Raw genomic sequence first — 24,723 nt, 5'->3', positions numbered from 1 at the left:
CCAGCGTATGTCCCTGCTTACTCAATACAGTTTCTCTGCACAGGCGCAACAGGCCCTGCATATCGCGGCACGCATCGCACGCGAAAACATGCACGACCATTATGCGGCCGGACATTTACTGAAAGCCTTATTGCACAAAGACCTCCCGTTATTGAAGTTCCTCGAATCAAAAGGCGTGGATGTGTATTATATCGAGGAATGGGCCGAGATCCGCATCGAAGAATACCCGCGCTCTTCCCGTGTGTCTGACGAACCCGATGCTGATGAAGACATGGGACCCATGTTCACCGAAGCAGACCATTTGCAAACGAAATTGGGCTACGCGGCATTGGAACCACAATGTCTTTTCATTGCACTCGCCACACCAGGTGTTGCTTTTGCGTATGAACAATTAAAAACATTCCCGATAAGTTCGGCGCAGGTGCTTCAGTGGTTTGAAAGCACGGCCAAAGCACCCAAAGCTGCCGGTAACGGCAAGCCTGCAAATGGTTATGCACCGGCGATGCCGCAGGCCGGCACAGATGCCATTGAAAAATATTGTATCGATAAACTGGCGGAAGCGGCAGGCGGCACGCTGCACGAAGTGATCGGACGCGATAAAGAAATCCGCCAGATCTGCGAGATCATCAGCCGCAAAAGTAAATCAAACGTCATCATCACCGGAGAAGCAGGCGTGGGCAAAACGGCACTGCTCAACGGTTTTGCACTGGCCGTTGCTAACGGACACGTACCGCTTCATCTCCGGAATATTTCTATTTATGAACTGGACAATGGCGCGTTGCTCGCAGGTGCCTCCTACAAAGGCGAAATAGAAGACCGCCTGCGCAAAATCATCCGTGAATTATCATCACTCGAAAAACCCGTTTTGTTCATCGATGAAATTCATACCCTGATCGACCGCAACAATCCCAACGGCGGCGCCACAAGTATTTTAAAAGCAGAACTTGCCAAAGGTTTTCTGACGGTGATCGGCACGACCACACTCGATGAATACCGTAAGAGCATTGAAAAAGATGAAACATTCAGCCGCCGTTTTGAAGTAGTGAAAGTGCAGGAGCCGGACAGTACCATTGCTGAAAAAATGTTGCGCAACCAGGCCCCTCATTTTGCCACACACCACAGCCTCGAAATTGAAGATGCGGTATTTGCAGAAGCCATTCGCCTGGCGCGGCGTTTCATCAAGGAACGCAAGCTGCCCGATTCCGCACTCGATCTGCTCGACCGTACGCTTGCCGTTACCCGCATGATGACCGACACGTCGCGTTCGGATGTGGAGCAATTGCAAAAACGCCTGACCGAATTTGAAGATGCCAAAGAGGAAGACCTGCGCTGGTTGTATCACGAAGCACAAACAGGATTGAGTCCCGTGTTATTGGCGCGTTATAACGAAGAAAAAGAATTCAAGAAAATACTCGAGCCGGCAGAAATGAAAGCCTACCTCGAAGATCTGTTTACCAGTCTTGCCGGTGTAGCCGCCGAAGAGAAAAAAAGCATCGACGCGATGGATATCAGCGCGGTGGTAGCGAATGTAACCGGTATTCCCATTGGTAAAATACAAACAAAAGAACAGCAGCGCCTCGTAAGCATGGAAGATCATTTGCGTCAGCGTGTGATCGGCCAGGACCATGCTTTGAAAACGGTTTCCGATGCCATCCTTGAATCAAGATCGGGACTGAACAAAGCGGGCCAGCCTATCGCTTCGTTCTTCTTCCTCGGACCAACAGGTACCGGTAAAACAGAACTGGCCAAGTCGCTGGCTGAATTCCTTTTCCAGGATGAAAACTCGATCATCCGGTTTGACATGTCGGAATTTAAAGAAGAGCATTCTGCCGCTTTGTTATATGGTGCCCCTCCGGGTTATGTGGGCTATGAAGAAGGCGGCATGCTGGTAAATAAAATACGGCAGCAACCTTATGCGATCGTATTGTTCGATGAAATTGAAAAAGCGCATCCGTCGGTATTCGATATTTTCCTGCAAATACTCGACGAAGGCCGCATGCACGACCGGTTAGGCAAGGAAGGTGATTTCTCCAATGCGGTTATCCTTTTTACTTCCAACATTGGTGCGGAACACATCATTCAGCAATTCGGGGAAGGCACGATCCCGCGCTCGGACGAACTGCTGGAGATCATGGCGCGTTATTTCCGGCCGGAGTTCCTCGCGCGGGTGACGGAGATCGTTCCTTTTGCGCCCGTGAGCAAAGAGAATGTGGTGCGCATCTTCAATATTCACCTGAAACCGCTGGTCAAACAACTGGAGCAACAGGGAATAGCCCTTCATGTAACGCCGGAAGCGGAAGAACACCTGGCTAATCTAGGGTTTACCCCTAAATACGGTGTGCGTCCGTTGAAAGGTGCGATCAGAACCTGGCTGCGCAAACCGCTCAGCCGTATGATCATCAATGCAGAAATCAGTAAAGGCAGCGAGGTAACGGTGGACGTGGAAGAAAAAAATGGCCATAAAGAACTGATATGGAGCGTAAAATAAGGTCGCAAACATAAAGCAGGCCTGAATTTTGAAGTAGTGAAACTTACCGGGAAAAAATCGTAATTTTTCAATATCAAAACTTAAATGCAACAACCATGATGGACAGTAACTACGGTATTGGCGGCACCGAGGTGAAAACCGATGCCAGTGAGGCGTTTGTGGACATTCCGCAGAACCGCACACTGATGGCAGAAAAACTCACCAAGGATGCTCCGGTAAAACCCGAAGTGGTGCATGGACTCCAGACCATTGAACAGGTATTCGAACATTTCAAACCGGAGATCGGTGTTGACTTCGAAGATGCAAGCGGACAGACAAGGAAAGAATCACTTTCTTTCAATACGCTTGGCGACTTCGGTACAAAAGGTATTACGGCGCAGAGTGCTTTTCTGAAAGACAATGCGGCCAAAAAAGAAGAATACCTGAAGATCATCAAACAACTGAAATCGAACAAGATCCTGAAAACCGCATTGGCCGATCCTGAAGCAAAGCAGGCCCTGCTCGATGCGATCAATGGAATGGTAGCCGACCTGGACAATCACCAGTAACCGACCCTTAATCATTAAACCTGCGACATGTCATTTAAATCAACACTCGTACTTGGGAACAACTCATACAATGTGTTGTCCTTTAGTATGAACATTCATCAGCAAACCGATCAGTATGGTGTACCCAGGGATCGTGTAAGCTGCGATGTACTGAGCATTGTGATCGAGTCATCTGGCAAAGACGATGAGATATCAGAATGGGCAACCAGTCCGAAAATGAAAAAGAACGGACAGGTTACTTTCTTCAAGCGTGATGCATCTGCCATCGGCAAAACCATTGCTTTTGAAGATGCTTACTGCATAGGATACAACACTGATTATTCTGATAACGAAGGAGTACCTATGACGCTGAAGATCATGTTATCAGCCATGTGTGTAAAGATCAATGACAAGTATGTAGTTAAAACACCGGTATATACCAATGGCAGCAAAGGAGGAAGTTCCGGATCATCATCATCATCCGGCAGCACCGAGACGGCCAACGCGCCTATCGCCAGCTTTATTGCCGACTAACTAACCCCATCCCCAACATTAAACAAAACACGATACTATGAGTGAAGAGTTGCAACAACAGTCGGCACCCCAGCCAGAGCAGGTAAAGGAACGCCAGCCGGTGGGAAACCCGCTGGAACTCTTGAAGCGCGGTACAGAAAAACTGGCCAAATTCGGCGGGTTTGATCTGATTGAATCTTCCATCGAGGGCGCCGCCAACCTCAACCCGGACCGTAAAGCACGCCGGAATATCTTCCTGACGGAAAATCAAAAGAAAAGCGAACGCGAAGCACTCAAACGCGCCCTTTCCATCTGGGCAGAAGTGTTGGAGTCCAACAGCGAGATTTCTGACATGGTGAACCTCAGCGAAGAGAAAGCCGAACAATGCCAGAAAGTGCTTGAGAAGAACCTCGCCAAAGCGGTAGAAGAAACACGCGAACTCGAGCGGTCCTACCGCAACGTGGCGCTGTTCTTCAAAAACTCCGAAAGCGATAAACTTAAAAACGTTTCCTTCATCAACTGTGAACCCGATCAGTTGAAGGACCTCGACAATACCCGTTTCATCGATTTCATCAACGCAGAGCTGAAACAGAACTACGACCGCCTGGATCTGCGCAGCAACTACAGCATTCTCATCGTTCCCGGTTATCTCGGCTCCAATAAGGTTGTGGAAAAATGGGCTAAAATGGCGCATGAGAATAAAGTAATGCTGGTAACCGACTTCGAACACCTCGACGCTCCCGATGACGTAATGGAAATGTTCGAGATCGCCAACCTCACCGGCGGCGATAAGTACCGCAGTAACGTGATGATGACCTGTAACTGGCTCGTGGGCCGTGGTCGCTTTGAAGAGCTGGGTGAAGACGAAGACCTCTATGTTCCGCCTTCCGGTGCATTGGCTGGTAAAATTTACAAGACACTCATGAGCCAGGTAACTGCCGGTAAGAAATTCGGCAGCATGAACGAAGTGGACGGTGTTAAATTCGATCTCAAGAAAAGCGAGATCGCCAACCTCGAAAAAATGGGACTCGTGCCCATGGTTAAGGAATACGGAAAAGTAATGGCCTTCTCTGCCAAAACTCTCTTCAACGGCGACAACCTCGGTCTGCAGACCTATTCGGTTGTACGCGTATTCGACTACGTAACCAAAGTATTGATGGACTTCCTGAACCGTCGCGCATTTGAGAACTTCAATGCCAACACACGGAAAGACCTCATGAGCCAGATCGTGCGCTTCCTCGACAGCATCACCGGTCCGGACAAACTCATCGAAGACTTCACGATCCGCCGCTTCGAGCAGGATCCTGTTCAGAAAGACCGCATTCACCTGGACATACACATGAAACCTTACTTCCCCGCCAAAAACTTTATGATCAAAATGGATGGTCAGAAAGGCGATGACGGCACGCAGTGGGAAACAGAGTATGATCAGCAGAAATAATCTTAAAAAAGCCCCCGCCAGAGGCGAGGGGCTTTTTTAATTTGATGATTTGAAAATTTGATAATTAAACTTTCGTACAGGTCTTTCGTTCAGAAGGGCCTGTTTTTTATTGGTTGATGGGGAACCAATAAGCATTGCCTAATCTTCAAATTTTCAAATCACCAAATTATTCCTCCTCCTGATATCCTGTATTTTTCAGCATCACATTCACATTCTTCTTTTTCAGATCTTCGAGCGCTATGCCTTTCTTCAAATCGGTGTCGAATAAGGTGAGGCTGTGGCCGTAGCCGAGGTCCATGAACACGCGGTCGTCGATGATCCAGCCGGGAACACTGAACGTATACCCTTTGCGGGAATAACCGAGGTTGGTTGTCATATCCTGATCCACGACGATCTTAATCAGATCACCATCTTTGAACTTTTTATGGGAACCGGAAATATGCGCCACCACGTAACGCGGAGGCTTGGGCTTTTCCTCCAATGATTTATTCTCCTGGCTGCTCACCTGCAGATCGATCTGCCTGAACGCCTCATCATTTTCATCACCACCTTTTTTGATTTTCTTGGGAGCCGTGGTGGAGAACACATTGTACCCAAAACTCTTCATGTAAATCTCCGGGTATTCAAACAACTCTTTTACAGCAATGATCTTATAAACATAAGCCGCCGTTTCCGGGTTGAGCTGCATGGAAAAATAATCGGTGCCCTGTTTGCGGATGGCTTTATCGATATTGCCGATGCCATTGTTGTAGGCAGCAGCGGACAATGTCCACGAAGCCACGCCGTACCTTTTTTTATAAAAGTCATAATGAAACTTCAGCAGTTTGCATCCGACTTCACTTGCTTTGTTGATGTCTTCACGTTCATCTATCACTTCATTCATCACCATTCCGTACTGCCGTGCGGTGGCGGGCATGATCTGCCAGAAGCCATGTGCGCCGGCCGCCGAACGAACCGTGGCCATGAAACCACTCTCAACGATCGGTAAATATTTCAGGTCTTCCGGAATGCCGAATAAGCGGAGGTATTTTTCTGCAATGGGAAAATAGAGTTGTGCGCGTTTGCGCAATGCGGGAAGGTTCACAAGCGGCACCTGTTTGCGGATGATGTTCATCAGTTTGTCCGCTACAAAACTCCGCTCTACCGGAATGCGTTCGCCGCAAAAATAAACGCTGTGATCCTGTGCTATGGCGGTTAGCGGTGTAAACGCAATCAGCAGGCAAACAAAAGACAGCCGCAGTTTTTTCATAACTCACTTTTTCTTCTTCTTTCCTTTTTTTTCTTTGGAATCCGTTGCTGCGGGAGCGGCATCATCGGGTGTCAGCTTCTTCTCAATCTTCATCCGTTCCTTGTTGTATACTTTTCCGTCGAATACAATGTCCATGTTTTTACGGTCTGCGCGGCGCTCGCCGATATTGATGTTGAGCATATCGCCGTCCTGTATATTGGCATCGCGGATCACTACCACAATACGGGTATCCTGTCCGGGGCGGACGATCGGGAAGCTTTGAATAAATGTAACGTAGCTGCAACGCAGAGGTTTGCGGTATGTTTCATCGGCATTATACCAGCGCACCAACGCGGCGCCCATCAGGAAGTCTTCCTTGCTTTTGTTGCTGATGTTCAATTTAAAATAGGCATTGGGGCCGCTGAAGGCAATATTTTCCAGTGTCATCGATACGCCGCCATTCACGGTTTCCTGCGAAGCGATAGCCAGGTTGGCCGGCACCTTCAGCAATTCCATGGAATATTGATAATTACGCAGTGTATCCGCCGTCAGGTAAAAATCGGAATTGACGTATTGCGGTTGTTTGTCAGGTATATCGAAAATATTAATGCCTTTACTGCCATAGCGTTCCCAAAGACCAGCGCGTGTGTAGGCTTTCTCCTGGCGCTGGCGTTCCTTTTCTTCTTCGAGTGCTTTCAGGCGGGCCACTGCTTCTTCGTGTTCTTTTTTGCGGCGTTCTTCTTCCACTTTTGCTTTCTCGGCGGCTTCCCGCAGTATGCGTTCTTCTTCTTTACGCTTGGCTTCCGCCTGTGCGCGGCGCGTATCTTCTTCCTGTTTCTTGCGGGCGATCTCCTGTTGTTTCTTCTCTTCCTCTGCTTTGCGTTTGGCATCAGCCTGTGCCTGCAGGTCGGCTTTTTTGCGTTCTTCTTCCTGCCGGCGTTTTTGTTCGGCTTCCGCTTTTATTCTGTCCGCCTCTTTGAGTCGCGCAATTTCTTCTGCACGTTTTTTATCCTCTTCTGCTTTTTTCTTCGCGGCCAGTTCTGCGGCTTTTTTCTCTTCGGCTGCTTTCAGGTCGGCTTTCCTGCGCTCTTCTTCCTCTTTCTTGCGGGCGGTTTCATCGTCTTTTTTATGCTGATCCGTTTCCTGTTTCAGCAATGCTTCTATTTTCAGCCGCTCGGCTTCTTTCTGTTTGGCATCGTCCGCCGCTTTTTTCTTTTCCTCGTTTCTTTTCTGTTCGTCTTCTTTGGCTTTGGTCAGTTTCGTTTCCAGTTCCTGTTGCGCCCTGGAATCTTTTTTCTCCATTTCCTTCAGTTCCTTGCGTATGCGTTCGGCTTCCTGTTCACGCGTTTGCTGAGCTTTGGCTACATCCGACTGGCGTTTTTCTTCTTCTTTCTTCGCCTGTTCTTTTTCTTCCTCTTCGATTTTGGCGAGATCGTCTTTATTGGTCGTACTTAATTTCTGTGCGATCTTTTTTAAGTCTTTCAGGTTGGAGTAATCGTACCAGAGTGAAGGATCGCGATTGATATCGTAATCTTTATTGAAGGAAATGATGAAATAGTGGTTGCGTTTGCCTTCCTGCACGGTGAGGCCGATATTATCCGGCACTTGTTTTCCATCTCCCTTGTACGTAAGCGACATCGACTTATTGTTGCGCACTTTGCAACTGTAGAGCCGTGTTCCTTCGGGTGTGCTGAATTCGGCATTGACCACTTCGTCGTTGAAAATAAGAAAGGCAGGAGCGTCGGCGCCAACGGTTATGCGCTGACCATTCAGGTTCTGTGCCGCCGCAGGCAGCGAGGCAAACAGCAAAAAAAATAACCAGCCAAAAGGCCCGGACCTGCTAAATGACATAATGGATCAATGGTTAATTGATTCTAAAGGTACAAAAATGACCAGTAAATGAACCTCACTTATTCTGGTGAAAAGAAACAGCGGTTATAAGTAGTAAGTTTTAAGTAGTAAGTTTTCAAAACACGTCTTCAACTAGCGGAGGTACATCTTGACGTATTCACCCCTGAGTTTCAGGGGGCTGTTCACTTAACTTAAAACTTATTACTTAAAACTTATAACGGCTGTTTACCTTATCTTCGCCCTCATTTCGTTAACCTAAATATCATCCACGGTATGCTTCCAAAGTACAAGCGAATTCTTCTCAAATTATCCGGTGAATCCCTGATGGGCGACAAGAGCTTTGGCCTTGATTCCGATGTGATTGCCCAATATGCCCGCGACGTAAAATCCATTACAGAGCTGGGTGTGCAGGTGGCCATCGTGATCGGAGGCGGTAATATTTACCGTGGAATGAACGAAGCCGAAACTGGTATCGAACGTGCGCATGGCGACTATATGGGAATGCTGGCCACCGTGATCAATGGCATGGCATTGCAGGCCGGCCTCGAAAAAGTAGGCGTTTACACCCGTCTGCAGAGCGCCATTAAAATGGAACAGATCGCTGAGCCCTATATCCGCCGCCGCGCTATCCGTCACGTGGAAAAAGGACGTGTGGTTATTTTTGGTGCCGGCACCGGCAACCCTTATTTCACCACCGATACCGCAGGTTCTCTCCGCGCTATCGAAATCAGCGCCGATGTGATCCTCAAAGGCACCCGCGTTGACGGCATTTATTCTGCCGATCCTGAAAAAGATCCTACCGCTACAAAATTCAATACCATCACCTTCCAGGAATGCCTGACTAACAACCTGCGTGTGATGGACATGACCGCCTTTACCCTTTGCATGGAAAACAACCTGCCGATCATCGTATTCAATATGAATAAGGAAGGCAATTTGCGCCGTGTGGTAACAGGTGAGAAGGTGGGAACCTTAGTGAGATAGTTTGAAAATTTGATGATTTGAAAATTTCAAAGGCGAAAGGCTGAAGGCGTAAGGTTAACAGCCGTCTGATAATTCGGGCATAGGTTATAAATTTTTCCCATGGTTCGTGTATACACGAACCATGCTTGTTTGCACGCGTTCCGGGAGCCGGAATGTTTTTTGAATTTTTACTTTTTATTTTTGAATTCAACCCATTTTTTCAAAAAAATGGGTTGAAGATCTTTCTCCAGGTCTTTAAAAGAAATAAAATACTGCAACTCTCCCGCAGCGTAGGGCGCTATTTCGTAAGGCGTATAGTTAAATCCAATGCCTGTTGCCGTTACGAAGAAATTATCGTTCGCTTCTATTTTATCTTCAAACAAACCCGCTTCCGTCAAAGGTTCATTAGGTTTCAGCTTCGCCTGTAGTCTTATCTGGCGCGCCAGTAGCTTATTCAGTTTTGCTTTTCCTGACGGCAGCAATACCTCGTCCAGTTTTATTTCTTTCCCGGTATGTACATCCACCGGCGTAAAGCGTGTTGAATACATTCCGTGCGCGCCACCCATGTACGCGTAATAGGTCGTGGCCATGTTCACCACATACCCGTCGTCATAGGCCACCAGCACCTGTGTTACTTCATCATTATTATACGCATACGGATGATCCATCCACTCGCTGTCTGCCACACCCTGGTTTTCGGCATAGTAGCTGGCGAAAAATGTTTGCTGCTGCTCTTTTGCGAGTGCGGCAATATCGCCTGCCGTGCTGTCGCCGAGCAAGGCACATACTTTCCGTTGCATTGTTTTTGCAACGGGGTTGACGGCAAATACTTCATAAGACGCCCGCGGAGAGTTTTCTTTTCCTTTGTGCAAAGGCTCTTCTTTCGCCGTGTGGATCATTTGCGTAGCAAACATCTCCTGTTTACGCACCATCGTTTTTACCGGCAACCCTGCCACGCCTTTGCGCCCGCTTTCCCAGGAGCCGGAATAATCTGTGCCATTACGCTTCAGTACAAATCGCTCGGCAGCCGTATCACCCGGTATCATTCCATAAAGATGAATTTGTTTATTCCCTCCCTTCACACTGTCCACACCCGCCAAATAAACCGGCTGGGCAGCAGACTTATAGTTGTAAAAGCCGATATATTGACCATTCGCAAGCTGATGCAGGTGCATAGCGATAGGATATTTGCCGATCGTACCTTCCAGGCGAATGTATTGCTGAGAGCAGGCATAGAGACAAAAAAGACCCGAAAGGGCAAGAAGACTCATTTTTTTACCCATAGAAAGGGTTTTTAGAAACTAAAAATAGGGATTATCTTGCGCCTTGGCCCCTCTGTGAAAAACTATTACCCTGTTTTTATCTTAATTTTTAATAGTTTCAGAAACAAGCAAATTGGTGTTTATGGGCACGTTATCGTTGAGTTTACTGGAAATTGCTGTTCTGCTGTTTGGCGCCATTGTATTGGGTGCCACAGTTTATCATTTCCTTTCTGCACGCCTGAAAGTGTCGCAGGAGGAGCAACAGTCGGATGAACTGAACCATCTTGTCGAAGAATGGAAACACCGCTATGAGCATGATATGGCGCTGCGCGAAAAAGAAGTGGTGCGTTTGCGCGAGCAGGTAACGGAAGCCGAAGAAAATGTAAACATCTATTCCATCGAAGCAGAGGAACAATCGTCGATGAAAAAACAGGCACAGCAACAGGTGGAATTGCTGCGGATGCAAAACCAGCAACTGACTACCGAACTGGAGCTGCTGCGCAAAAATCCTTTGCCGCCCATCAGCCCTTCCAATGCTGCTCCTCCCGATTATCTCTCACAACTACAAGAAGCGCAGGCCGGGCTGCTGGAACAAAATGAAAAAATCAACCGCCTCCTCGGTAATATCGATGTGATCCGGGAAACGGAAGAAAAACAACGCGAAATACTCCGCAGCAACGAAGCCCTGTCGATGGAAGTGGAAGAACTGAAGGCCGAACTCGACAACAAAGACAGCGAGATCAATTCCATCCGCACACGCGAGCATTTATCCAGGGAAATGACAGCGATGCTCGACAGTGCTTACTCCGAATTCAACCTGTTGCAGGAAAAACTCAGCCATCTCGAAGCGCAACTCTCCGCCTCACGTGCCGCACATGTGGATCACGAAGATTTACAGGAAGCCTACCGGCGTTCGCAGCAGGAACTGGAAGAACACCGCACCAAACTGAGAGTGGCGCAAAACGACTACCAGCACCTGCAGGAAGAACTGCAGGAAATGGATGCGCAACTGAAAGATGCGCAATTTCAACGCCAGCAGTTACAGAAAAAAGTTTCTTCCCTCGAAGACCTCAATAAAGACCTGCAGGTGGTAGCCGATGCCAATAAAAAACTGGAAACACAACTACGCAGGATCGGTGAGCTGGAAAGCATGCTCAACATGGTATCCGAACAACGCGATCAACTGATCAGGAGAAACGGATGAGCTGATAACGATCAGCCTCAAATCCATTACAGCCTTTAACTTTGCGGTATCAAAAATGCTCCGCCATGGATCAACGTATCGCAGATATCCGCATCAACTATTCGCTCCGCTCGCTTTCCGAAAACGAGGTGGCGGCCGATCCCCTTGAACAATTCGGCCAATGGTGGCAGGAAGCCAGGCAATCGGAATTGCTGGAGGTGAATGCGATGACACTGGCCACGGCATCGGCCGATGGCGTGCCTTCAGCCCGTATCGTATTACTGAAAGGCTTTTCACCGAAAGGATTTGTGTTCTTTACCAACTATGAAAGTTTCAAGGGCAAACAGCTTGCGGAAAATCCGAAAGCATGTCTTGTATTTTTCTGGAAAGAACTGGAGCGGCAGGTACGCATAACAGGATTGGTGCAAAAGGTAAGTGAAGAAGAAAGTGAGGAATATTTTCAATCAAGGCCGGCCGGAAGCAGGCTGGGCGCTGCGGTATCGCCGCAAAGCAAGGTGATCAGCAGCCGGGAATGGCTGGAGGAAAAATATGCTGCCGCGGAAAAAGAAGTCAGCGAATCCGCTAAAAATATCGAACGACCTGCACACTGGGGCGGATACCTGGTGCGGCCGGTAGTGATGGAATTCTGGCAGGGACGCCCCTCGCGCCTGCATGACCGGTTGGAATATACACTAAAAGAAAACGGTGAATGGGATCTTCACCGGCTTGCTCCCTGACAGTCGGGAGCCATAGAACCACGCCGTTGATTAGCTGACAGGCATTTTCCTATCAACTAATCAAGCGGAAATCATTGGTTAGTCTTTTTTCTTTTCTGCAGCTTTCTTCTCTGCTACAGGCTTCGTTGCATTGGCGGGGCGGCTTTTGCCAAAGGAACCTTTGAAGCGTTTTCCTTTTGCCGTCTTTTTATCTCCTCTTCCCATTGTGTGTTGTTTAAAGTTTGTTTAAAGTGCGAAGTTAATGAAAAAAGCTCCGGTACAGCGGCACAGGAGCTTTTAATGCGATGTAGGATCCGTTAGATTTTAGCAGACAGTTCTTTACCAGCCTTGAACTTAGCCACTTTACGAGCTTTGATCTTGATCACAGCGCCAGTCTGGGGGTTACGGCCATTACGGGCAGCTCTCTTTGAAACAGAGAAAGTACCAAAACCAACCAGGGTAACTTTACCACCACCTTTCAGGGTTTTGGTAACCGCTTCGATGAAAGAGTCCAGGGCAGCATTAGCCTGGGTCTTTGTTACACCGGCGTCATCCGAGATTTTGGCGATTAATTCAGCTTTGTTCATGATCTTTATTTTTTTGAGATGATTAGTAACGGCGACAAAATTAGCCCGTTTTTTAACCCATCAAAAAAAAATATCTTTTTTTTATCCTGGTAAAATTGGCTACAACCCGCTCCCCGCAAGCATTCCAGCCGATGAAGTGTTAAAGATTATGTAACACCGATTTAACGTTGGCCTACGAAAGCCTTGCTGGTAGCGGGTTTCAGAGGAATCTGTTCAAATGCAGACTGGACAAGGGTTCCCGCGGAATATACAAACGAATTCCATTCACCCAAATTAAGATTTATTCTTTTACACACTCAATTCACAACCTGCAATACCGTATTGAAAGCGATAAAACTTTCTCCCCACTTATCTGTTGCGAGTTGCCGGTGATCCACGGCAAATACGGTCACATATTGATTATACAATTCCCTGCTCTCTGAATGATATTGCACTGCATAAGTGATCCCCTCCGTGTCGTCTACTTCCGTCAGCCGTAGAATGGCCGCATGCGTAAAACAACCGGTGGCCACTATACGGGGAATGTGCTCGCTGCGCATCCATTGCAGCCAGGCATCGGCAATAGCATGACTCACCTGCGAGGTTACATTATAAATTATCTGCGTAGCCATAGGATCAGGGTTTTAATTCCAGGTAAACAGGGCAGTGGTCACTGTGTTTCACATCGGGATAAATATCCGCAGCCACGAGATTGGCGCGCAGGGCTTCCGTCACCGAAATATAATCGATGCGCCAGCCTTTGTTATTAAGCCGCACAGTCGGAAAACGCTGACTCCACCAACTGTACCGATGCGGCTCCTGGTGAAATGTACGGAAAGTATCCACCCATCCCGACTCCAGGAATTTCGTCATCCATTCGCGCTCCTCGGGAAGAAAACCGGATGATTTTTTATTGCCCTTCGGGTCATGAATATCGATTTCGTTGTGTGCAATATTGTAATCACCGCAAAGGATGAGTTTTGGTTTTTGCTTACGCAGATTATCTACATAGGTCTGAAATTCACTGAGCCATCCGTATTTGAATGTCTGCCGTTCGTCGCCACTCGTTCCCGAAGGAAAATAAGCATTGATCAGGCGGATATCGCCAAAATCGAGCTGTATCACGCGCCCTTCATCGTCACTCACTTTGTGACCCGTACCGTACTCTACATGATCGGGTTTTATTTTGGTAAAAACGGCAACGCCACTGTATCCTTTCTTCTGCGCGCTGAACCAGTAATCATCGTATCCCAGGTCCGTAAACAACTGGTAGTTCACATTGTCACGATGAGCTTTGGTTTCCTGTATACAAATGATATCGGCGGGTTCTGTTTTCAGCCAGTCCATGAGGCCTTTGTTCATAGCCGCACGGATACCGTTGACATTATAACTGATGATGCGCATGATCGTGAATTTAGGCACCAAATGTACCAGATAATTTGCTTTTCAAGTGCACGTATTCCTGCGATTTAGCTTTTTGTCCTGCACAGTTTTGCTTAGTTTTACCGATTTCAAAATACCCGTACATGAGTGATGAGGAAAGTATCATACCGGCCAAAGAACACGTATTTCTCGACGGACCCAAGAGCCGCGGTTATGAGCTGGGTTTTGCCTGGCGTGTATTCAAACAATTCATAAAAGGATTCAGGACCCTGCACTTTGTCGGCCCCTGCATTACCGTATTCGGTTCTGCGCGGTTCAAAGAAGATCATCCCTATTATGTGCAGGCACGTGAATTTGGTAAACGCATTGCACAATTGGGATTTACTACCATGACGGGCGGCGGCCCGGGTATCATGGAAGCCGCCAACCGGGGCGCTTTTGAAAATGGCGGACAGTCCATCGGCTGCAATATTCAATTGCCATTCGAGCAACACGAAAACCCTTACCTGCACAAGTCCGTGACCTTCGAACATTTCTTTGTCCGGAAAGTATTGCTCATTAAATATTCCTACGCTTTCATCATCATGCCCGGCGGATTCGGCACCATGGATGAATTTTTCGAAACACTTACCCTGGTACAAACCAAAACCATCACGCAGTTTCCGATTGTGTTGTTTGGAAAAGAATATTACAAAGATCTGCTGGTTGCCATCGAAGACATGGCCGAGAAGGGTACCATTTCCAAAGAGGACATGGACCTGGTGCTCATCACTGACGATTACGATGAGGCCATGAGCCATATCCGCCACTACATCACCTCCAACTACAAAGTGAAGCCACGCAAACGTAAGTGGATCTTCCTCGAAAAACGCTGAGCGACAAGCTTCCCGAGAGGCAATAAACAATCTGCCGCTTTTTAATGTGTATTTTATACATATTAATTATCTTCACGCAAATTATTGACGATGCGCCTGAAAACATTGCTTGCTTTACTGCTGGCCCTTACTGCCAGTGCTGTGCTTTATGCCCAGCAATCCCTCAAAACATTTTCCCCGTCGGGTTACATACAACTGGAAACGGTTCTCAACAATACCGGAGAACTGCAATACCGGTTGTTATTTAAAAACAAAGAAGCGGTCGGCCTTTCATCCCTGGGCCTGCGTCTTTCCACGCCGGCGATCGAACTCAATCGTTTCAGCGTCGTAAGCATCGACTCCACCAGCAAAGACGAAACATGGGAAACCGTTTGGGGCGAAGACCACCGCATCCGCAATAATTACCGTGAGATTGCTTACCTGTTGCAAAACAAAAGCGGTACACCTGTTAAACTGCGGATCGTGTTTCGTGTATTCAATGACGGTGTCGGCTTCCGCTACGAATTTCCGCAGCAGGATGCCCTGCATCATTTCGTGGTAGCAGACGAACTCACCGGCTTTGCCATGACCGGCGATCACAAGACTTTCTGGATTCCCGGCGATTACGATACCAACGAGTACGCGTATTATACGAGCCCGCTGTCAAAGATCGACGCATCGGGTGGCGGCTCTGCGCAGGAGATTCATGCTAAAACCTTCTTTGATAAAAATGCCGTGCAAACGCCGCTGATGATGAAATCAGCCGATGGCCTGTACCTTAATATTCACGAAGCAGCACTGCTGAATTATCCGGCAATGAACCTGGTGCTGGACAAGGCAACCCTTAAATTCCATACACAACTGGTGCCCGATGCGGTAGGTAATAAAGCTTATCTGCAAACACCGGCCAAAACACCCTGGCGCACTGTATTGGTAAGTGATAAGGCACCTGATATTCTTTCATCCAGAACCATCCTCAACCTCAACGATCCTTCCGTAATCGGCGACAGCAGTTGGATTCATCCGCAGAAATATGTCGGCATCTGGTGGGAAATGCATGTGGGCAAAAGCAGTTGGGATTACAGCGGCAGCCAGGTAGGATCGCAACAGGCCACACGTGTACCGCACGGTGCCAACACTGCTAACGTGAAACGTTATATCGATTTCGCCGCACGCCACGGTTTTGACGGCGTATTGGTGGAAGGATGGAATACCGGATGGGAAGATTGGTTTGGACAATGGAAAGAAGATGTGTTCGACTTCGTAACGCCTTATCCCGATTTCAATGTGCAGGAACTCTCCGATTATGCTAAATCGAAGAAGGTAAAAATCATTATGCACCACGAAACATCCGGTTCCGTTACCAACTACGAGCGTTGGATGGACACGGCTTACCGTTTCATGAAACGGTATAATTATGATGCGGTAAAAACAGGTTATGTCGGCCGCATCATTCCGCGCGGCGAGCACCACGATGGTCAATGGATGGTCCGTCATTTCGAACGCGTGGCACGCAAGACGGCCGGTTATAAGATTATGGTAAACATGCACGAGTCTGTTCGTCTGACCGGCTTACACCGCACCTTCCCCAACTGGATCGCCAGTGAAGCAGCAAGAGGAAATGAATTCAATGCCTGGAGTTCCGGTAATCCTCCGGAACATGAAACCATTCTGCCTTTCACCCGCCTGATGGGTGGTCCGATGGATTATACGCCCGGCATTTTCAAAATAAAAATGAGTTACTACGACTCCACAAAAAAAGAGCAGGTACATACCACGCTCACCAAGCAACTGGCTTTGTATGTAACCATGTACAGCCCTTTGCAGATGGCGGCAGACTTACCGGAAAACTATGAAGCCAATCTTCCTGCCTTCCAATTCATCAAAGACGTGGCGGCAGATTGGGAAGAAACACGCATTCTCGACGCAGAGCCGGGTGATTACATCATCACGGCACGCAAAGCACGCGGCAGGGATAGCTGGTTCATCGGCGCTATCACGGATGAAAACGCGCGTCAGTTCACCACGCCGTTGAATTTCCTCGATGCCGGCAAAACCTATATCGCCACCATTTACCGCGATGCCGATAATGCGGATTGGAAGAGCAACCCGGAAGCCTATGTGGTAGAAAAATTTGTGGTAACATCGAAAACCGCACTAAAACTGAAACTGGCTCCTGGTGGAGGAACCGCTATCAGCCTGTTGCCCGCAACCGCTGCTGAAACCAAGGGGATCAAAAAATATAAATGACCGGTTATTTGTAGCTTTACCGCTATAACTAACTGACATGACCGGAATAGAAATTCTTGGCTACACAGCCGGCGCTATCACCTCACTGACTTTTCTGCCGCAGGTGATTAAAACATTAAAGGAGAAATCTGCAAAGGATGTATCCATGATGATGTTTATCATCGCCGTGGTGAACCAGACTATGTGGGTGGTGTATGGCGCGTTGCTATCCAACTGGGTAATCATCCTCACCAATGCGGTGATCCTCTCTATGTCACTCACCATGATCATTTTAAAACTCCGGTATTCCGCTAAGGAAGATGAAAAACTCTCGTTTTAAAGCTGTCATCTTTGATCTCGGCAACGTGCTGATCAATTGGGACCCGCGTCATGTGTTCAACGACACTTATTTCGATTCACTCGAAAAGCGGGATCACTTCCTGGAAAAAATCTGCTCGATGGATTGGAACGAGCGGCAGGACGAAGGCCGCTCGATCGTGGAAGCCACGCAGGAACTTGTAGCACAATATCCCGAATGGGAAGCTGCCATCCGCGACTATTACGGCCGCTGGACCGATATGCTTGGCGGCGCCATTCCGGAGACCGTTGAAATTTTCCGCCGGTTGAAAGAAACCGGTCAATATAAGATCTATGCCCTTACCAACTGGCAGGCCGGCTTATTCGATATTGCGCTGGTGCGTTATGCCTTTCTTCATTGGTTTGACGGCCGCGTGGTGAGTGGAGAAGAAAAAATGAGAAAACCTGAGCCCGCCTTTTATCAGCGTTTACTGGACCGGTATGCCCTTAATCCGTCCGAAGCCTTATTCATCGATGACAACGTTCGCAACATCAAAGCGGCGGAAGCGATGGGTATACGGAGCATTCATTTCACCAGTCCGGCTGCATTGGAACGATCGTTGAAAGAGCTGGGCGTTCTTTAGAGGGAGCCATTGCCCTGCTGTAATCTTTTCTTCACTTCGTCCTGGTAAGTCTCTCCTATCGGAATGTATTTGTCACCGATCACAATGCGCCTGCGCTCCACCTTGTCGATCCGGTCAAGGTTGACGATATATGACTTGTGTACGCGTATCAACGAAGAGGTACGGAGTTGCTCTTCAAAAGTTCTCAACGACTGTAAGGTGAGGATGCGTTCATTTTCCGTATAAACCGAAACATAATCGCGCATACTTTCCATGTAGCGGATATCCTTCACGGCCACTCTTACGATCTTGTATTCAGTTTTGATAAAAAGGTGTTCAGCCGTATTGTTTTCGCGTTGCAGGGGTTGCAGGCGTTCGCGGGCTTTTTGTACAGCTGCCGCAAAACGTTCAAAAGAAAATGGCTTCAGCAGATAATCCACCACATCGAGATCAAAGGCCTGCAGCGCGTATTCTTCGTAAGCGGTGGTAAGAATCACTTTGCATTTGCCCGCAAGTATTTTCATGAACTGAATGCCGGTGAGTTCGGGCATTTGCACATCCAGGAAAATAAGATCCACTTTTTGCTGCTGCGCCATATCCAGCGCGGCAAACACATCGCTGGTGGCTCCGGCCAGTTCGAGGCTGCCAATTTTCCCTATATAATTTTTCAGCAGGTTCTGAGCCAGTGGCTCATCGTCTACTACCAGGCATCTGATCATCTGCTTTGTTGTTTAGTGATAAACGTAAAGAGAACAACCCGTCCCCGTCATTGATATCCATTTTATATTGGCCGGGATAAAGAATCTCCAGCCGGCGGCGGATATTATCGAGTCCTACTCCGCCCATGGCGTCTTTATTCTTGTGGCTGATTTTATTCCGTGTTTCAAATTCCCAGCCGTTGTCTGTAATCGTCAACCGGATGAGCAACGGAATGCGGTTGTCCGTAAAATCGCCGTGCTTGAAAGCATTTTCGATAAAAGGAATAAGGAAATACGGAGGTAGGGAGGTCTTATCTGCGTTCCCGCTCAATTCCATCTCTACCGGCAATTCATGTTCAAACCGCAGCCGTTGTAATTCCACGAGGCTGCTGATGTATTGCCATTCGCGCAGGATCGCTACCTGCTGTTTTTTTTCATACAACATATACCGCATCAGGTCGGAGAGGCGCAGAATAGCATCTGCCGTTTTTTCTGAACGTTCATAAGCCAGCGAATAAATATTATTGAGCGTATTGAATAAAAAATGCGGGTTCACCTGCGAACGGAGAAACTGGAGTTCGGCATCGCGGGTCTGCTGTTGCAGCACAGCTTGTTTCTTTTCGTTGTAGGCCTGGTTTTCCAATAGAAAAAAAAGCACCCCCAGTACTACATAGATCGATGCGTAATACGTATTGTCGAGTATAAAATACTTTAATGAAATGTTCGAGGGATAGTTTTGTGCTTCAAAGAACTTTGGCAAAATAAGTTGCTCGAGAAGATAGCGCACCGCCATAAAATAAATCAGCGTACCCAGCAAACCCAGTAATAATAACGCATAGCGGCGGCTGCGATAAAATTTTATTCCGGCAGCGCGTACAAGCAATAATGTACTGCCCGCATAAAACAAGGCGCAGAGGTTGAAAATATTCCAGAATGCAGTGACATCGTATGGCTCTCCATATTTAATGGTAGTAAGCAGATCAAATCCCCATACCATCATAAACAGAAAGATCGCATAAACCAATATCAATTGTTTCCGGCCCATATAGCGAAAATAGTGCTTCATACGACCCGGACAAACCCGCCATCTGCCAACGGGCTTATTTCCTCTGCAACCTCGTTTTGGCCACTGTGCCCGATTGGCAGACAAAAACCAGTGGTATGCAGATTTCTGTTGACGCCGTGCCGGTTGTGGTGAACATTTGAGTCATCAAACATTAATTTATAAAAAATGAAATACCTCAGCCTGCTGCTCCTCCTCCCCTTATTTTCATCCTGCTATATGGTAAGGGCTTATAAAAACCGTAAACTCACTTTGCGTTCGCATGAAAACCTGCCATCTGTTGCTATTAAAAATGACGGCAACGCTTTTCATTTTGCCGATGCTACTGATCACGATCAATCCGGTCCGTGGAGAGAAGAACTGGACAAAACGCTGGAAGGTAGCAGCACTGCCGCATTCCTCGTGATCCGCCACGACTCCATTTTATACGAAAAATATTTCGATGGCTTTGACCGCAGTTCGCTGTTGCCTTCTTTCTCCCTGGTTAAATCATTTGTGGCAACCTTAACCGGTATTGCCCACGACGAAGGAAAGATCAAATCGTTCGACGAGCCGATGACGAATTACCTGCCGAAGTTCCTGAAGAAAGACCCGCGTTTTGCGCAGATAACCATTCAGCATTTACTGGACATGCGCAGCGGCCTGCAATGGGATGAAGGTTCCTACGGTTTAAAAGATGCTTCCATCAAGCTGGCGTTCCGCCCCAATATGAAACCGCACGTTTACAAAGTAAAGATCAAGGAAGCGCCGGGTATGCAGACCGAATACCAAAGTATCAATACCTTGTTGCTGGCCATGATCATCAGCAAAGCAACCGGCAAAACGGCGGCGGAATACATGTCGGAAAAAATCTGGAAGCCTTTGCAAATGGAATATGCCGCCACCTGGAACACCGACAAACGGCATTTGGAAATTGCTTATGCGGGATTAAATGCCACCGCGCGTGACTTTGCCAAACTCGGACGTTTGTACCTGCGAGAAGGTGACTGGAACGGAAAACAGGTTGTGTCAAAAGCATGGGTCGACAGTACACTGACCGGGCAACTGATGTTGGAAGAAGGATATAAAAACCAGTTCTGGGGCAACCGGTCTTATGAGGTATTCCCGGATTCGTTATCGGCTGTCACAGCTGCATCGAGTGGAAAATATGCAAGGCCCGCACTGCACAGTTATCTCAAAAACGGTTTAAAACAATTCTATGTATCCTATGCAGGCCGCGGCTATTATGCACTGGGCATCTTAGGTCAATATATTTATGTGAATCCTGTCAATGAGTCGATCATTGTGCGGCTGGGTTATCATTGGACCAAAAAGGGCGTGTCGTTGCAGCAGGTGGTGACGGAGGTGAGCAGGTCAATGAGTCAATAGGTGAATGGTCAATGGTCAATGGTGAATGACGTATTCATTTTACCCCCTGGTTCGTGTCCTCACGAACCACGAGCGTTGAGAGAAGTAAATCGATAATAAGCGCTGGTTTACTTATAGCCCAACAACACATTATTCACCTATTGACTGATTATATTATCTTGCGAGCTATGCAAGACCAAAACCTCCCCACCCAACAAGCGTCTGCGCTGGCAGACGAACTTGAACTTTTCGACCAGTACGAAGAGGCTTCCACCGGCCAGCGATTTGCCAATTTTTTTGTTGACAACCTCCTGATGCGCTTCGGCCTGACCTATGTAACAGGCTATTCAATCGGTTATATTCTGGGTAACATAGCGCCGGAGTACATGATGGAATTAGCTTACAAGGAAGACAATAGCATCGACCTGCTCCTGTTCGGCTACGGCATCGGCCTGTTCAATTACCTTATTTATTACACCATCTGTGAAAAAGTATTCAAGGGTTACACGCTGGGCAAGCTCCTTTCCGGTACGCGTGCCATCAGAGCCGATGGCGGAGAGCTGACTTTCAAAGATGCTTTTCTCCGTTCGCTGTGCAGATTGGTTCCGTTTGAACAGTTCAGCATCTGGTCCGGCAACGGCCTATGGCATGATAGCTGGACGAAGACCCGTGTGGTGAAAGCGAGATAATAAAAGTTGAAATAAGTGACACCACGTTTTTTCCCGTGGTTCGTGTATACACGAACCACGGGAAAAACATTCACTCATTCACCTATTCACTTATTGACTTATTGACTCATTCCATCACCGGCCTCAGCCACCGCTGCAATTCCTCTTCCGGCATTTTCTTACGCTGGAGATAATCTTTGAATTGATCCTGCTGAATTTTTCCAACGCCAAAATACTGGCTTTGCGGATGACTGAAGTACCAGCCGCAAACAGAAGAAGCAGGATACATCGCCAGCGATTCGGTGAGATGAATTCCCGTTGCTTCTTCCCCTCCCAGCAATTCAAATAATTTGTATTTCTCCGTATGATCCGGGCAGGCGGGATAACCCGGCGCGGGACGAATGCCCTGGTATTTTTCTTTGATCAGTTCTTCGTTGCTGAGCTGCTCGTCTTTTACATAAGCCCAGAATTCTTTCCGCGTACGTGCATGCAGACATTCTGCAAAAGCCTCCGCAAAACGATCGGCTAATGCCTGTAACATGATTTTGTTGTAATCGTCAAGCGCGGCTTCAAAGCGTTTGATATGTTGCTCGATTCCCTGGATGGTTACAGAGAAAGCACCGATATAATCTTCTTTGCCAGCTTCCGCGGGCGCGATAAAGTCTGCCAGTGAAAGATTGGGTTGGTCCGCGGCTTTCTTGATCTGCTGACGCAGGAATTGCAGTTCGAGTTCACTGCCATCGCGGTGAACATTTACCGTATCCGCGGCCACACGGCTCGCAGGCCAGAAACCGATCACACCTTGCGCAGTCAGCCATTTCTCCTTCACGATCTGATCCAGCAATGCATTGGCATCATTGTACAACTTGGTAGCTTCCACACCCACTTTCGCATCTTCGAGGATCTGCGGAAAGCTTCCGTGCAGCTCCCATGAAATGAAAAAGGGTTTCCAGTCGATGTATTCACGCAGCTCGGCGAGATCGTAGTTCACAAATACTTTTGTTCCGGTGAATGATGGCGCCGGCGGTGTATACGAATCCCAATCTACTTTCACCTTGTTGGCTTGTGCATCGGCAAACGACAGGTAGTCTTTTACTACTTTTTTATTGGCGAAATCGTATTGGAGACGAACATATTCTTCCTGTACTTTGCTGAGGAAGTTACCGCGCTGTTCACCTAACAAAGAACCGGCTACCGTCACGCTGCGGCTTGCATCGAGTACGTGCACCACTCCCTTTTCATATTGCGGTGCAATCTTAACGGCCGTATGCATACGCGAAGTAGTCGCACCACCGATCAACAAAGGCTGATCCATTCCGCGGCGTTTCATTTCATGCGCCACGTTCACCATCTCATCCAGTGAGGGCGTGATCAGTCCACTCAGTCCGATGATGTCCACATTTTCCTTTTGGGCCGTGTCAAGTATTTTATCCGTAGGCACCATTACTCCCAGGTCGATGATATCATAGCCATTGCAACCCAACACCACACCTACGATGTTTTTACCGATATCATGCACATCGCCTTTCACTGTTGCCAGCAGGATCTTTTTTACGTTGCCGGTAGTGGACGATGCATTGTTCCTTTTTTCTTCTTCGATAAAAGGCGTGAGCCAGGCCACGGACTTTTTCATCACGCGCGCAGACTTTACCACCTGGGGTAAAAACATTTTTCCCGCACCAAACAAATCACCCACCACACCCATGCCCGCCATCAGCGGACCTTCGATCACTTCAAGTGGTTTGGCATATTGCTGACGTGCTTCTTCGGTATCTTCATCGATGTAATCGGTAATGCCATTTACCAATGCATGTTTGAGGCGTTCTTCCACGGAAGTACTGCGCCATGCATCGTTTTTCTTTTCTGTTTTATCGGTCGCTTTTACGGTTTCTGCAAACGCGATGAGTTTTTCCGTAGCCTCGTTGTTCTCATTGTTGCGGTTGAGGATCACGTCTTCGCAGAGCTGGCGGAGTTGCGGTTCTATTTCATCGTATACGACTAATTGGCCTGCGTTCACGATCCCCATGTTCATACCCGCTTTGATGGCGTAGTAGAGAAACACGGAGTGCATGGCTTCACGCACGGGTTCGTTGCCGCGAAAAGAGAAGGAGAGGTTACTGACACCTCCGCTGATACCGGCCAGCGGCATCAGTTCTTTGATGCGGCGTGTAGCCTGGATGAAATCAACGCCGTAGTTGTTGTGTTCTTCCAGACCGGTAGCTACGGCAAAAATGTTGGGGTCGAAAATGATATCCTGACCATCGAAACCAACCTGCTCCGTAAGGATTTTGTAAGCGCGGTGACAGATTTCCACTTTGCGGTCTTCGGTATCGGCCTGTCCTTTTTCATCAAAGGCCATTACAATCACGGCCGCGCCATAGCTCTGGCAAATGACGGCCTGTTCAATGAATTTCTGTTCGCCTTCTTTGAGTGAAATAGAGTTAACGATGCACTTGCCCTGCACGCATTTCAATCCGGCTTCGATGATTTCGAATTTGGAGCTGTCGATCATCAATGGCACACGTGAAATATCGGGTTCGCTTTGCAGCAGGTTGATGAAGGTGGTCATGGCCTGCACGCCGTCGAGCAGCGCATCGTCCATGTTGACGTCTATCACCTGTGCGCCGCTTTCGACCTGCTGGCGGGCTACGCTCAATGCTTCTTCGTATTTGTTTTCGCGGATCAGCCGCGCAAATTTCTTGGAACCGGTAACGTTGGTACGCTCACCGATATTGACAAAGTTCGTTTCCGGACGTACGATCAGCGGTTCCAGTCCGGACAGCCGCAAATATGGTTTAATGCTATTCACTTCACTCATAAACG

Annotated in this window: 23 protein-coding genes; 13 read left to right on the top strand and 10 right to left on the bottom strand. The window is 47.9% G+C overall.

Translation table 11 applies throughout. The features are described 5' to 3' along the window. The first annotated feature begins 7 nt into the window (after positions 1–7). From H608_RS0118955 to H608_RS0118940, 4 genes are all read left to right on the top strand, one after another. Positions 8–2,488 carry an ATP-dependent Clp protease ATP-binding subunit gene (locus tag H608_RS0118955; RefSeq protein WP_051268492.1) on the top strand — a complete coding sequence of 827 codons (2,481 nt, stop codon included), beginning with the start codon at positions 8–10 and terminating at the stop codon, positions 2,486–2,488. A 95-nt stretch (positions 2,489–2,583) separates the two neighbouring features. Then, the gene (locus H608_RS0118950) at positions 2,584–3,036 is read left to right on the top strand and encodes a hypothetical protein (protein WP_038009122.1); all 453 of its coding nucleotides are present in this window, start codon (positions 2,584–2,586) and stop codon (positions 3,034–3,036) included. Positions 3,037–3,063: 27 nt separating this feature from the next. Further along, positions 3,064–3,549, top strand: a complete 486-nt coding sequence (gene tssD, locus H608_RS0118945; RefSeq protein ID WP_155990257.1) for a type VI secretion system tube protein TssD — start codon at positions 3,064–3,066, stop codon at positions 3,547–3,549. A gap of 37 nt (positions 3,550–3,586) precedes the next feature. Next, the gene (locus H608_RS0118940) at positions 3,587–4,969 is read left to right on the top strand and encodes a DUF5458 family protein (RefSeq protein WP_028789059.1); all 1,383 of its coding nucleotides are present in this window, start codon (positions 3,587–3,589) and stop codon (positions 4,967–4,969) included. A gap of 166 nt (positions 4,970–5,135) precedes the next feature. Here H608_RS0118940 and H608_RS23895 read toward each other — a convergent pair whose 3' ends face one another. Then, positions 5,136–6,218 (bottom strand): lytic transglycosylase domain-containing protein, encoded by a 1,083-nt coding sequence (locus H608_RS23895; protein WP_051268490.1) that lies wholly within the window; start codon positions 6,216–6,218, stop codon positions 5,136–5,138. A gap of 3 nt (positions 6,219–6,221) precedes the next feature. Beyond that, entirely contained in the window at positions 6,222–8,048 is a 1,827-nt protein-coding gene (locus H608_RS24475; RefSeq protein WP_038009119.1) for a hypothetical protein, read from the bottom strand. A 273-nt stretch (positions 8,049–8,321) separates the two neighbouring features. Here H608_RS24475 and pyrH point away from each other — a divergent pair, with 273 nt between their 5' ends. Next, entirely contained in the window at positions 8,322–9,032 is a 711-nt protein-coding gene (gene pyrH / locus H608_RS0118925) for a UMP kinase (RefSeq protein WP_028789058.1), read from the top strand. 167 nt (positions 9,033–9,199) lie between these two features. Here pyrH and H608_RS0118920 read toward each other — a convergent pair whose 3' ends face one another. Continuing rightward, positions 9,200–10,294, bottom strand: coding sequence for a DUF3298 and DUF4163 domain-containing protein (locus tag H608_RS0118920; RefSeq protein WP_028789057.1), 1,095 nt, complete (start codon positions 10,292–10,294; stop codon positions 9,200–9,202). 121 nt (positions 10,295–10,415) lie between these two features. Between H608_RS0118920 and H608_RS0118915 the strand changes: the two genes are divergently transcribed. Together H608_RS0118915 and pdxH are read left to right on the top strand one after the other, a co-directional pair. Next, positions 10,416–11,477: a coiled-coil domain-containing protein gene (locus H608_RS0118915; protein ID WP_028789056.1), complete on the top strand. Its 1,062-nt coding sequence runs from the start codon at positions 10,416–10,418 to the stop codon at positions 11,475–11,477. 65 nt (positions 11,478–11,542) lie between these two features. Next, on the top strand, positions 11,543–12,193 hold the full coding sequence (gene pdxH, locus H608_RS0118910; RefSeq protein ID WP_028789055.1) for a pyridoxamine 5'-phosphate oxidase: 651 nt from the start codon (positions 11,543–11,545) through the stop codon (positions 12,191–12,193). A gap of 78 nt (positions 12,194–12,271) precedes the next feature. Here pdxH and H608_RS24180 read toward each other — a convergent pair whose 3' ends face one another. The 4 genes from H608_RS24180 to H608_RS0118890 all read right to left on the bottom strand — a co-directional run bounded on the left by H608_RS24180 (position 12,272) and on the right by H608_RS0118890 (position 14,142). Then, on the bottom strand, positions 12,272–12,397 hold the full coding sequence (locus tag H608_RS24180; RefSeq protein ID WP_071836982.1) for a 30S ribosomal protein THX: 126 nt from the start codon (positions 12,395–12,397) through the stop codon (positions 12,272–12,274). Positions 12,398–12,489: 92 nt separating this feature from the next. Beyond that, positions 12,490–12,759 carry an HU family DNA-binding protein gene (locus H608_RS0118900; protein ID WP_028789054.1) on the bottom strand — a complete coding sequence of 90 codons (270 nt, stop codon included), beginning with the start codon at positions 12,757–12,759 and terminating at the stop codon, positions 12,490–12,492. A 296-nt stretch (positions 12,760–13,055) separates the two neighbouring features. Beyond that, a complete protein-coding gene (locus H608_RS0118895; protein ID WP_028789053.1) occupies positions 13,056–13,370 on the bottom strand; it encodes a DUF4286 family protein in 315 nt (104 codons plus the stop codon). 4 nt (positions 13,371–13,374) lie between these two features. Further along, entirely contained in the window at positions 13,375–14,142 is a 768-nt protein-coding gene (locus H608_RS0118890) for an exodeoxyribonuclease III (RefSeq protein WP_028789052.1), read from the bottom strand. A gap of 122 nt (positions 14,143–14,264) precedes the next feature. On the opposite strand from H608_RS0118890, the gene H608_RS0118880 reads away from it, so the two are divergent. From H608_RS0118880 to H608_RS0118865, 4 genes are all read left to right on the top strand, one after another. Beyond that, positions 14,265–14,996 carry an LOG family protein gene (locus H608_RS0118880; RefSeq protein ID WP_028789051.1) on the top strand — a complete coding sequence of 244 codons (732 nt, stop codon included), beginning with the start codon at positions 14,265–14,267 and terminating at the stop codon, positions 14,994–14,996. Between the two features lie 90 nt (positions 14,997–15,086). Further along, on the top strand, positions 15,087–17,225 hold the full coding sequence (locus H608_RS0118875; protein WP_051268488.1) for a glycoside hydrolase family 97 protein: 2,139 nt from the start codon (positions 15,087–15,089) through the stop codon (positions 17,223–17,225). A gap of 37 nt (positions 17,226–17,262) precedes the next feature. Further along, positions 17,263–17,544 (top strand): SemiSWEET family sugar transporter, encoded by a 282-nt coding sequence (locus H608_RS0118870; RefSeq protein WP_028789049.1) that lies wholly within the window; start codon positions 17,263–17,265, stop codon positions 17,542–17,544. Then, a complete protein-coding gene (locus H608_RS0118865) occupies positions 17,525–18,145 on the top strand; it encodes an HAD family hydrolase (protein ID WP_028789048.1) in 621 nt (206 codons plus the stop codon). Before H608_RS0118870 ends, H608_RS0118865 begins: the two co-directional genes overlap by 20 nt. Here H608_RS0118865 and H608_RS0118860 read toward each other — a convergent pair. Together H608_RS0118860 and H608_RS23030 are read right to left on the bottom strand one after the other, a co-directional pair. Beyond that, a complete protein-coding gene (locus H608_RS0118860) occupies positions 18,142–18,843 on the bottom strand; it encodes a LytR/AlgR family response regulator transcription factor (protein ID WP_028789047.1) in 702 nt (233 codons plus the stop codon). The two genes, H608_RS0118865 and H608_RS0118860, sit on opposite strands and share 4 nt — an antisense overlap. Beyond that, entirely contained in the window at positions 18,815–19,888 is a 1,074-nt protein-coding gene (locus H608_RS23030; protein ID WP_081658954.1) for a sensor histidine kinase, read from the bottom strand. The genes H608_RS0118860 and H608_RS23030 overlap by 29 nt, the downstream gene beginning before the upstream one ends. Positions 19,889–20,053: 165 nt before the next feature. Between H608_RS23030 and H608_RS23025 the strand changes: the two genes are divergently transcribed. Together H608_RS23025 and H608_RS0118845 are read left to right on the top strand one after the other, a co-directional pair. Continuing rightward, a complete protein-coding gene (locus H608_RS23025; protein WP_051268484.1) occupies positions 20,054–21,253 on the top strand; it encodes a serine hydrolase domain-containing protein in 1,200 nt (399 codons plus the stop codon). Positions 21,254–21,420: 167 nt separating this feature from the next. Then, positions 21,421–21,921 carry an RDD family protein gene (locus tag H608_RS0118845; RefSeq protein WP_028789046.1) on the top strand — a complete coding sequence of 167 codons (501 nt, stop codon included), beginning with the start codon at positions 21,421–21,423 and terminating at the stop codon, positions 21,919–21,921. Between the two features lie 106 nt (positions 21,922–22,027). Here the strand turns inward: H608_RS0118845 and metH are convergent, their stop codons facing one another. Further along, complete coding sequence (gene metH / locus H608_RS0118840; protein WP_028789045.1) at positions 22,028–24,718, bottom strand: methionine synthase; 2,691 nt, start codon at positions 24,716–24,718, stop codon at positions 22,028–22,030. Positions 24,719–24,723: the final 5 nt, after the last annotated feature.

The sequence above is a fragment of the Terrimonas ferruginea DSM 30193 genome, assembly GCF_000425585.1.
In the GTDB taxonomy this organism is placed as follows: Bacteria; Bacteroidota; Bacteroidia; order Chitinophagales; family Chitinophagaceae; genus Terrimonas; species Terrimonas ferruginea.
This window is presented reverse-complemented; position numbering and strand designations above follow the sequence as displayed.

Coding starts and splice junctions, on each gene's coding strand:
- H608_RS0118865 (WP_028789048.1), top strand. CDS start 17,525: ATGAAAAACTCTCGTTTTAAAGCTGTCATCTTTGATCTCGGCAACGTG.
- H608_RS23030 (WP_081658954.1), bottom strand. CDS start 19,888: ATGAAGCACTATTTTCGCTATATGGGCCGGAAACAATTGATATTGGTT.
- metH (WP_028789045.1), bottom strand. CDS start 24,718: ATGAGTGAAGTGAATAGCATTAAACCATATTTGCGGCTGTCCGGACTG.
- H608_RS0118890 (WP_028789052.1), bottom strand. CDS start 14,142: ATGCGCATCATCAGTTATAATGTCAACGGTATCCGTGCGGCTATGAAC.
- H608_RS24180 (WP_071836982.1), bottom strand. CDS start 12,397: ATGGGAAGAGGAGATAAAAAGACGGCAAAAGGAAAACGCTTCAAAGGT.
- H608_RS24475 (WP_038009119.1), bottom strand. CDS start 8,048: ATGTCATTTAGCAGGTCCGGGCCTTTTGGCTGGTTATTTTTTTTGCTG.
- H608_RS0118870 (WP_028789049.1), top strand. CDS start 17,263: ATGACCGGAATAGAAATTCTTGGCTACACAGCCGGCGCTATCACCTCA.
- H608_RS0118940 (WP_028789059.1), top strand. CDS start 3,587: ATGAGTGAAGAGTTGCAACAACAGTCGGCACCCCAGCCAGAGCAGGTA.
- pyrH (WP_028789058.1), top strand. CDS start 8,322: ATGCTTCCAAAGTACAAGCGAATTCTTCTCAAATTATCCGGTGAATCC.
- H608_RS23895 (WP_051268490.1), bottom strand. CDS start 6,218: ATGAAAAAACTGCGGCTGTCTTTTGTTTGCCTGCTGATTGCGTTTACA.
- H608_RS23025 (WP_051268484.1), top strand. CDS start 20,054: ATGAAATACCTCAGCCTGCTGCTCCTCCTCCCCTTATTTTCATCCTGC.
- H608_RS0118900 (WP_028789054.1), bottom strand. CDS start 12,759: ATGAACAAAGCTGAATTAATCGCCAAAATCTCGGATGACGCCGGTGTA.
- H608_RS0118860 (WP_028789047.1), bottom strand. CDS start 18,843: ATGATCAGATGCCTGGTAGTAGACGATGAGCCACTGGCTCAGAACCTG.
- H608_RS0118915 (WP_028789056.1), top strand. CDS start 10,416: ATGGGCACGTTATCGTTGAGTTTACTGGAAATTGCTGTTCTGCTGTTT.
- H608_RS0118920 (WP_028789057.1), bottom strand. CDS start 10,294: ATGGGTAAAAAAATGAGTCTTCTTGCCCTTTCGGGTCTTTTTTGTCTC.
- H608_RS0118875 (WP_051268488.1), top strand. CDS start 15,087: ATGCGCCTGAAAACATTGCTTGCTTTACTGCTGGCCCTTACTGCCAGT.
- H608_RS0118880 (WP_028789051.1), top strand. CDS start 14,265: ATGAGTGATGAGGAAAGTATCATACCGGCCAAAGAACACGTATTTCTC.
- H608_RS0118845 (WP_028789046.1), top strand. CDS start 21,421: ATGCAAGACCAAAACCTCCCCACCCAACAAGCGTCTGCGCTGGCAGAC.
- tssD (WP_155990257.1), top strand. CDS start 3,064: ATGTCATTTAAATCAACACTCGTACTTGGGAACAACTCATACAATGTG.
- pdxH (WP_028789055.1), top strand. CDS start 11,543: ATGGATCAACGTATCGCAGATATCCGCATCAACTATTCGCTCCGCTCG.
- H608_RS0118950 (WP_038009122.1), top strand. CDS start 2,584: ATGATGGACAGTAACTACGGTATTGGCGGCACCGAGGTGAAAACCGAT.
- H608_RS0118895 (WP_028789053.1), bottom strand. CDS start 13,370: ATGGCTACGCAGATAATTTATAATGTAACCTCGCAGGTGAGTCATGCT.
- H608_RS0118955 (WP_051268492.1), top strand. CDS start 8: ATGTCCCTGCTTACTCAATACAGTTTCTCTGCACAGGCGCAACAGGCC.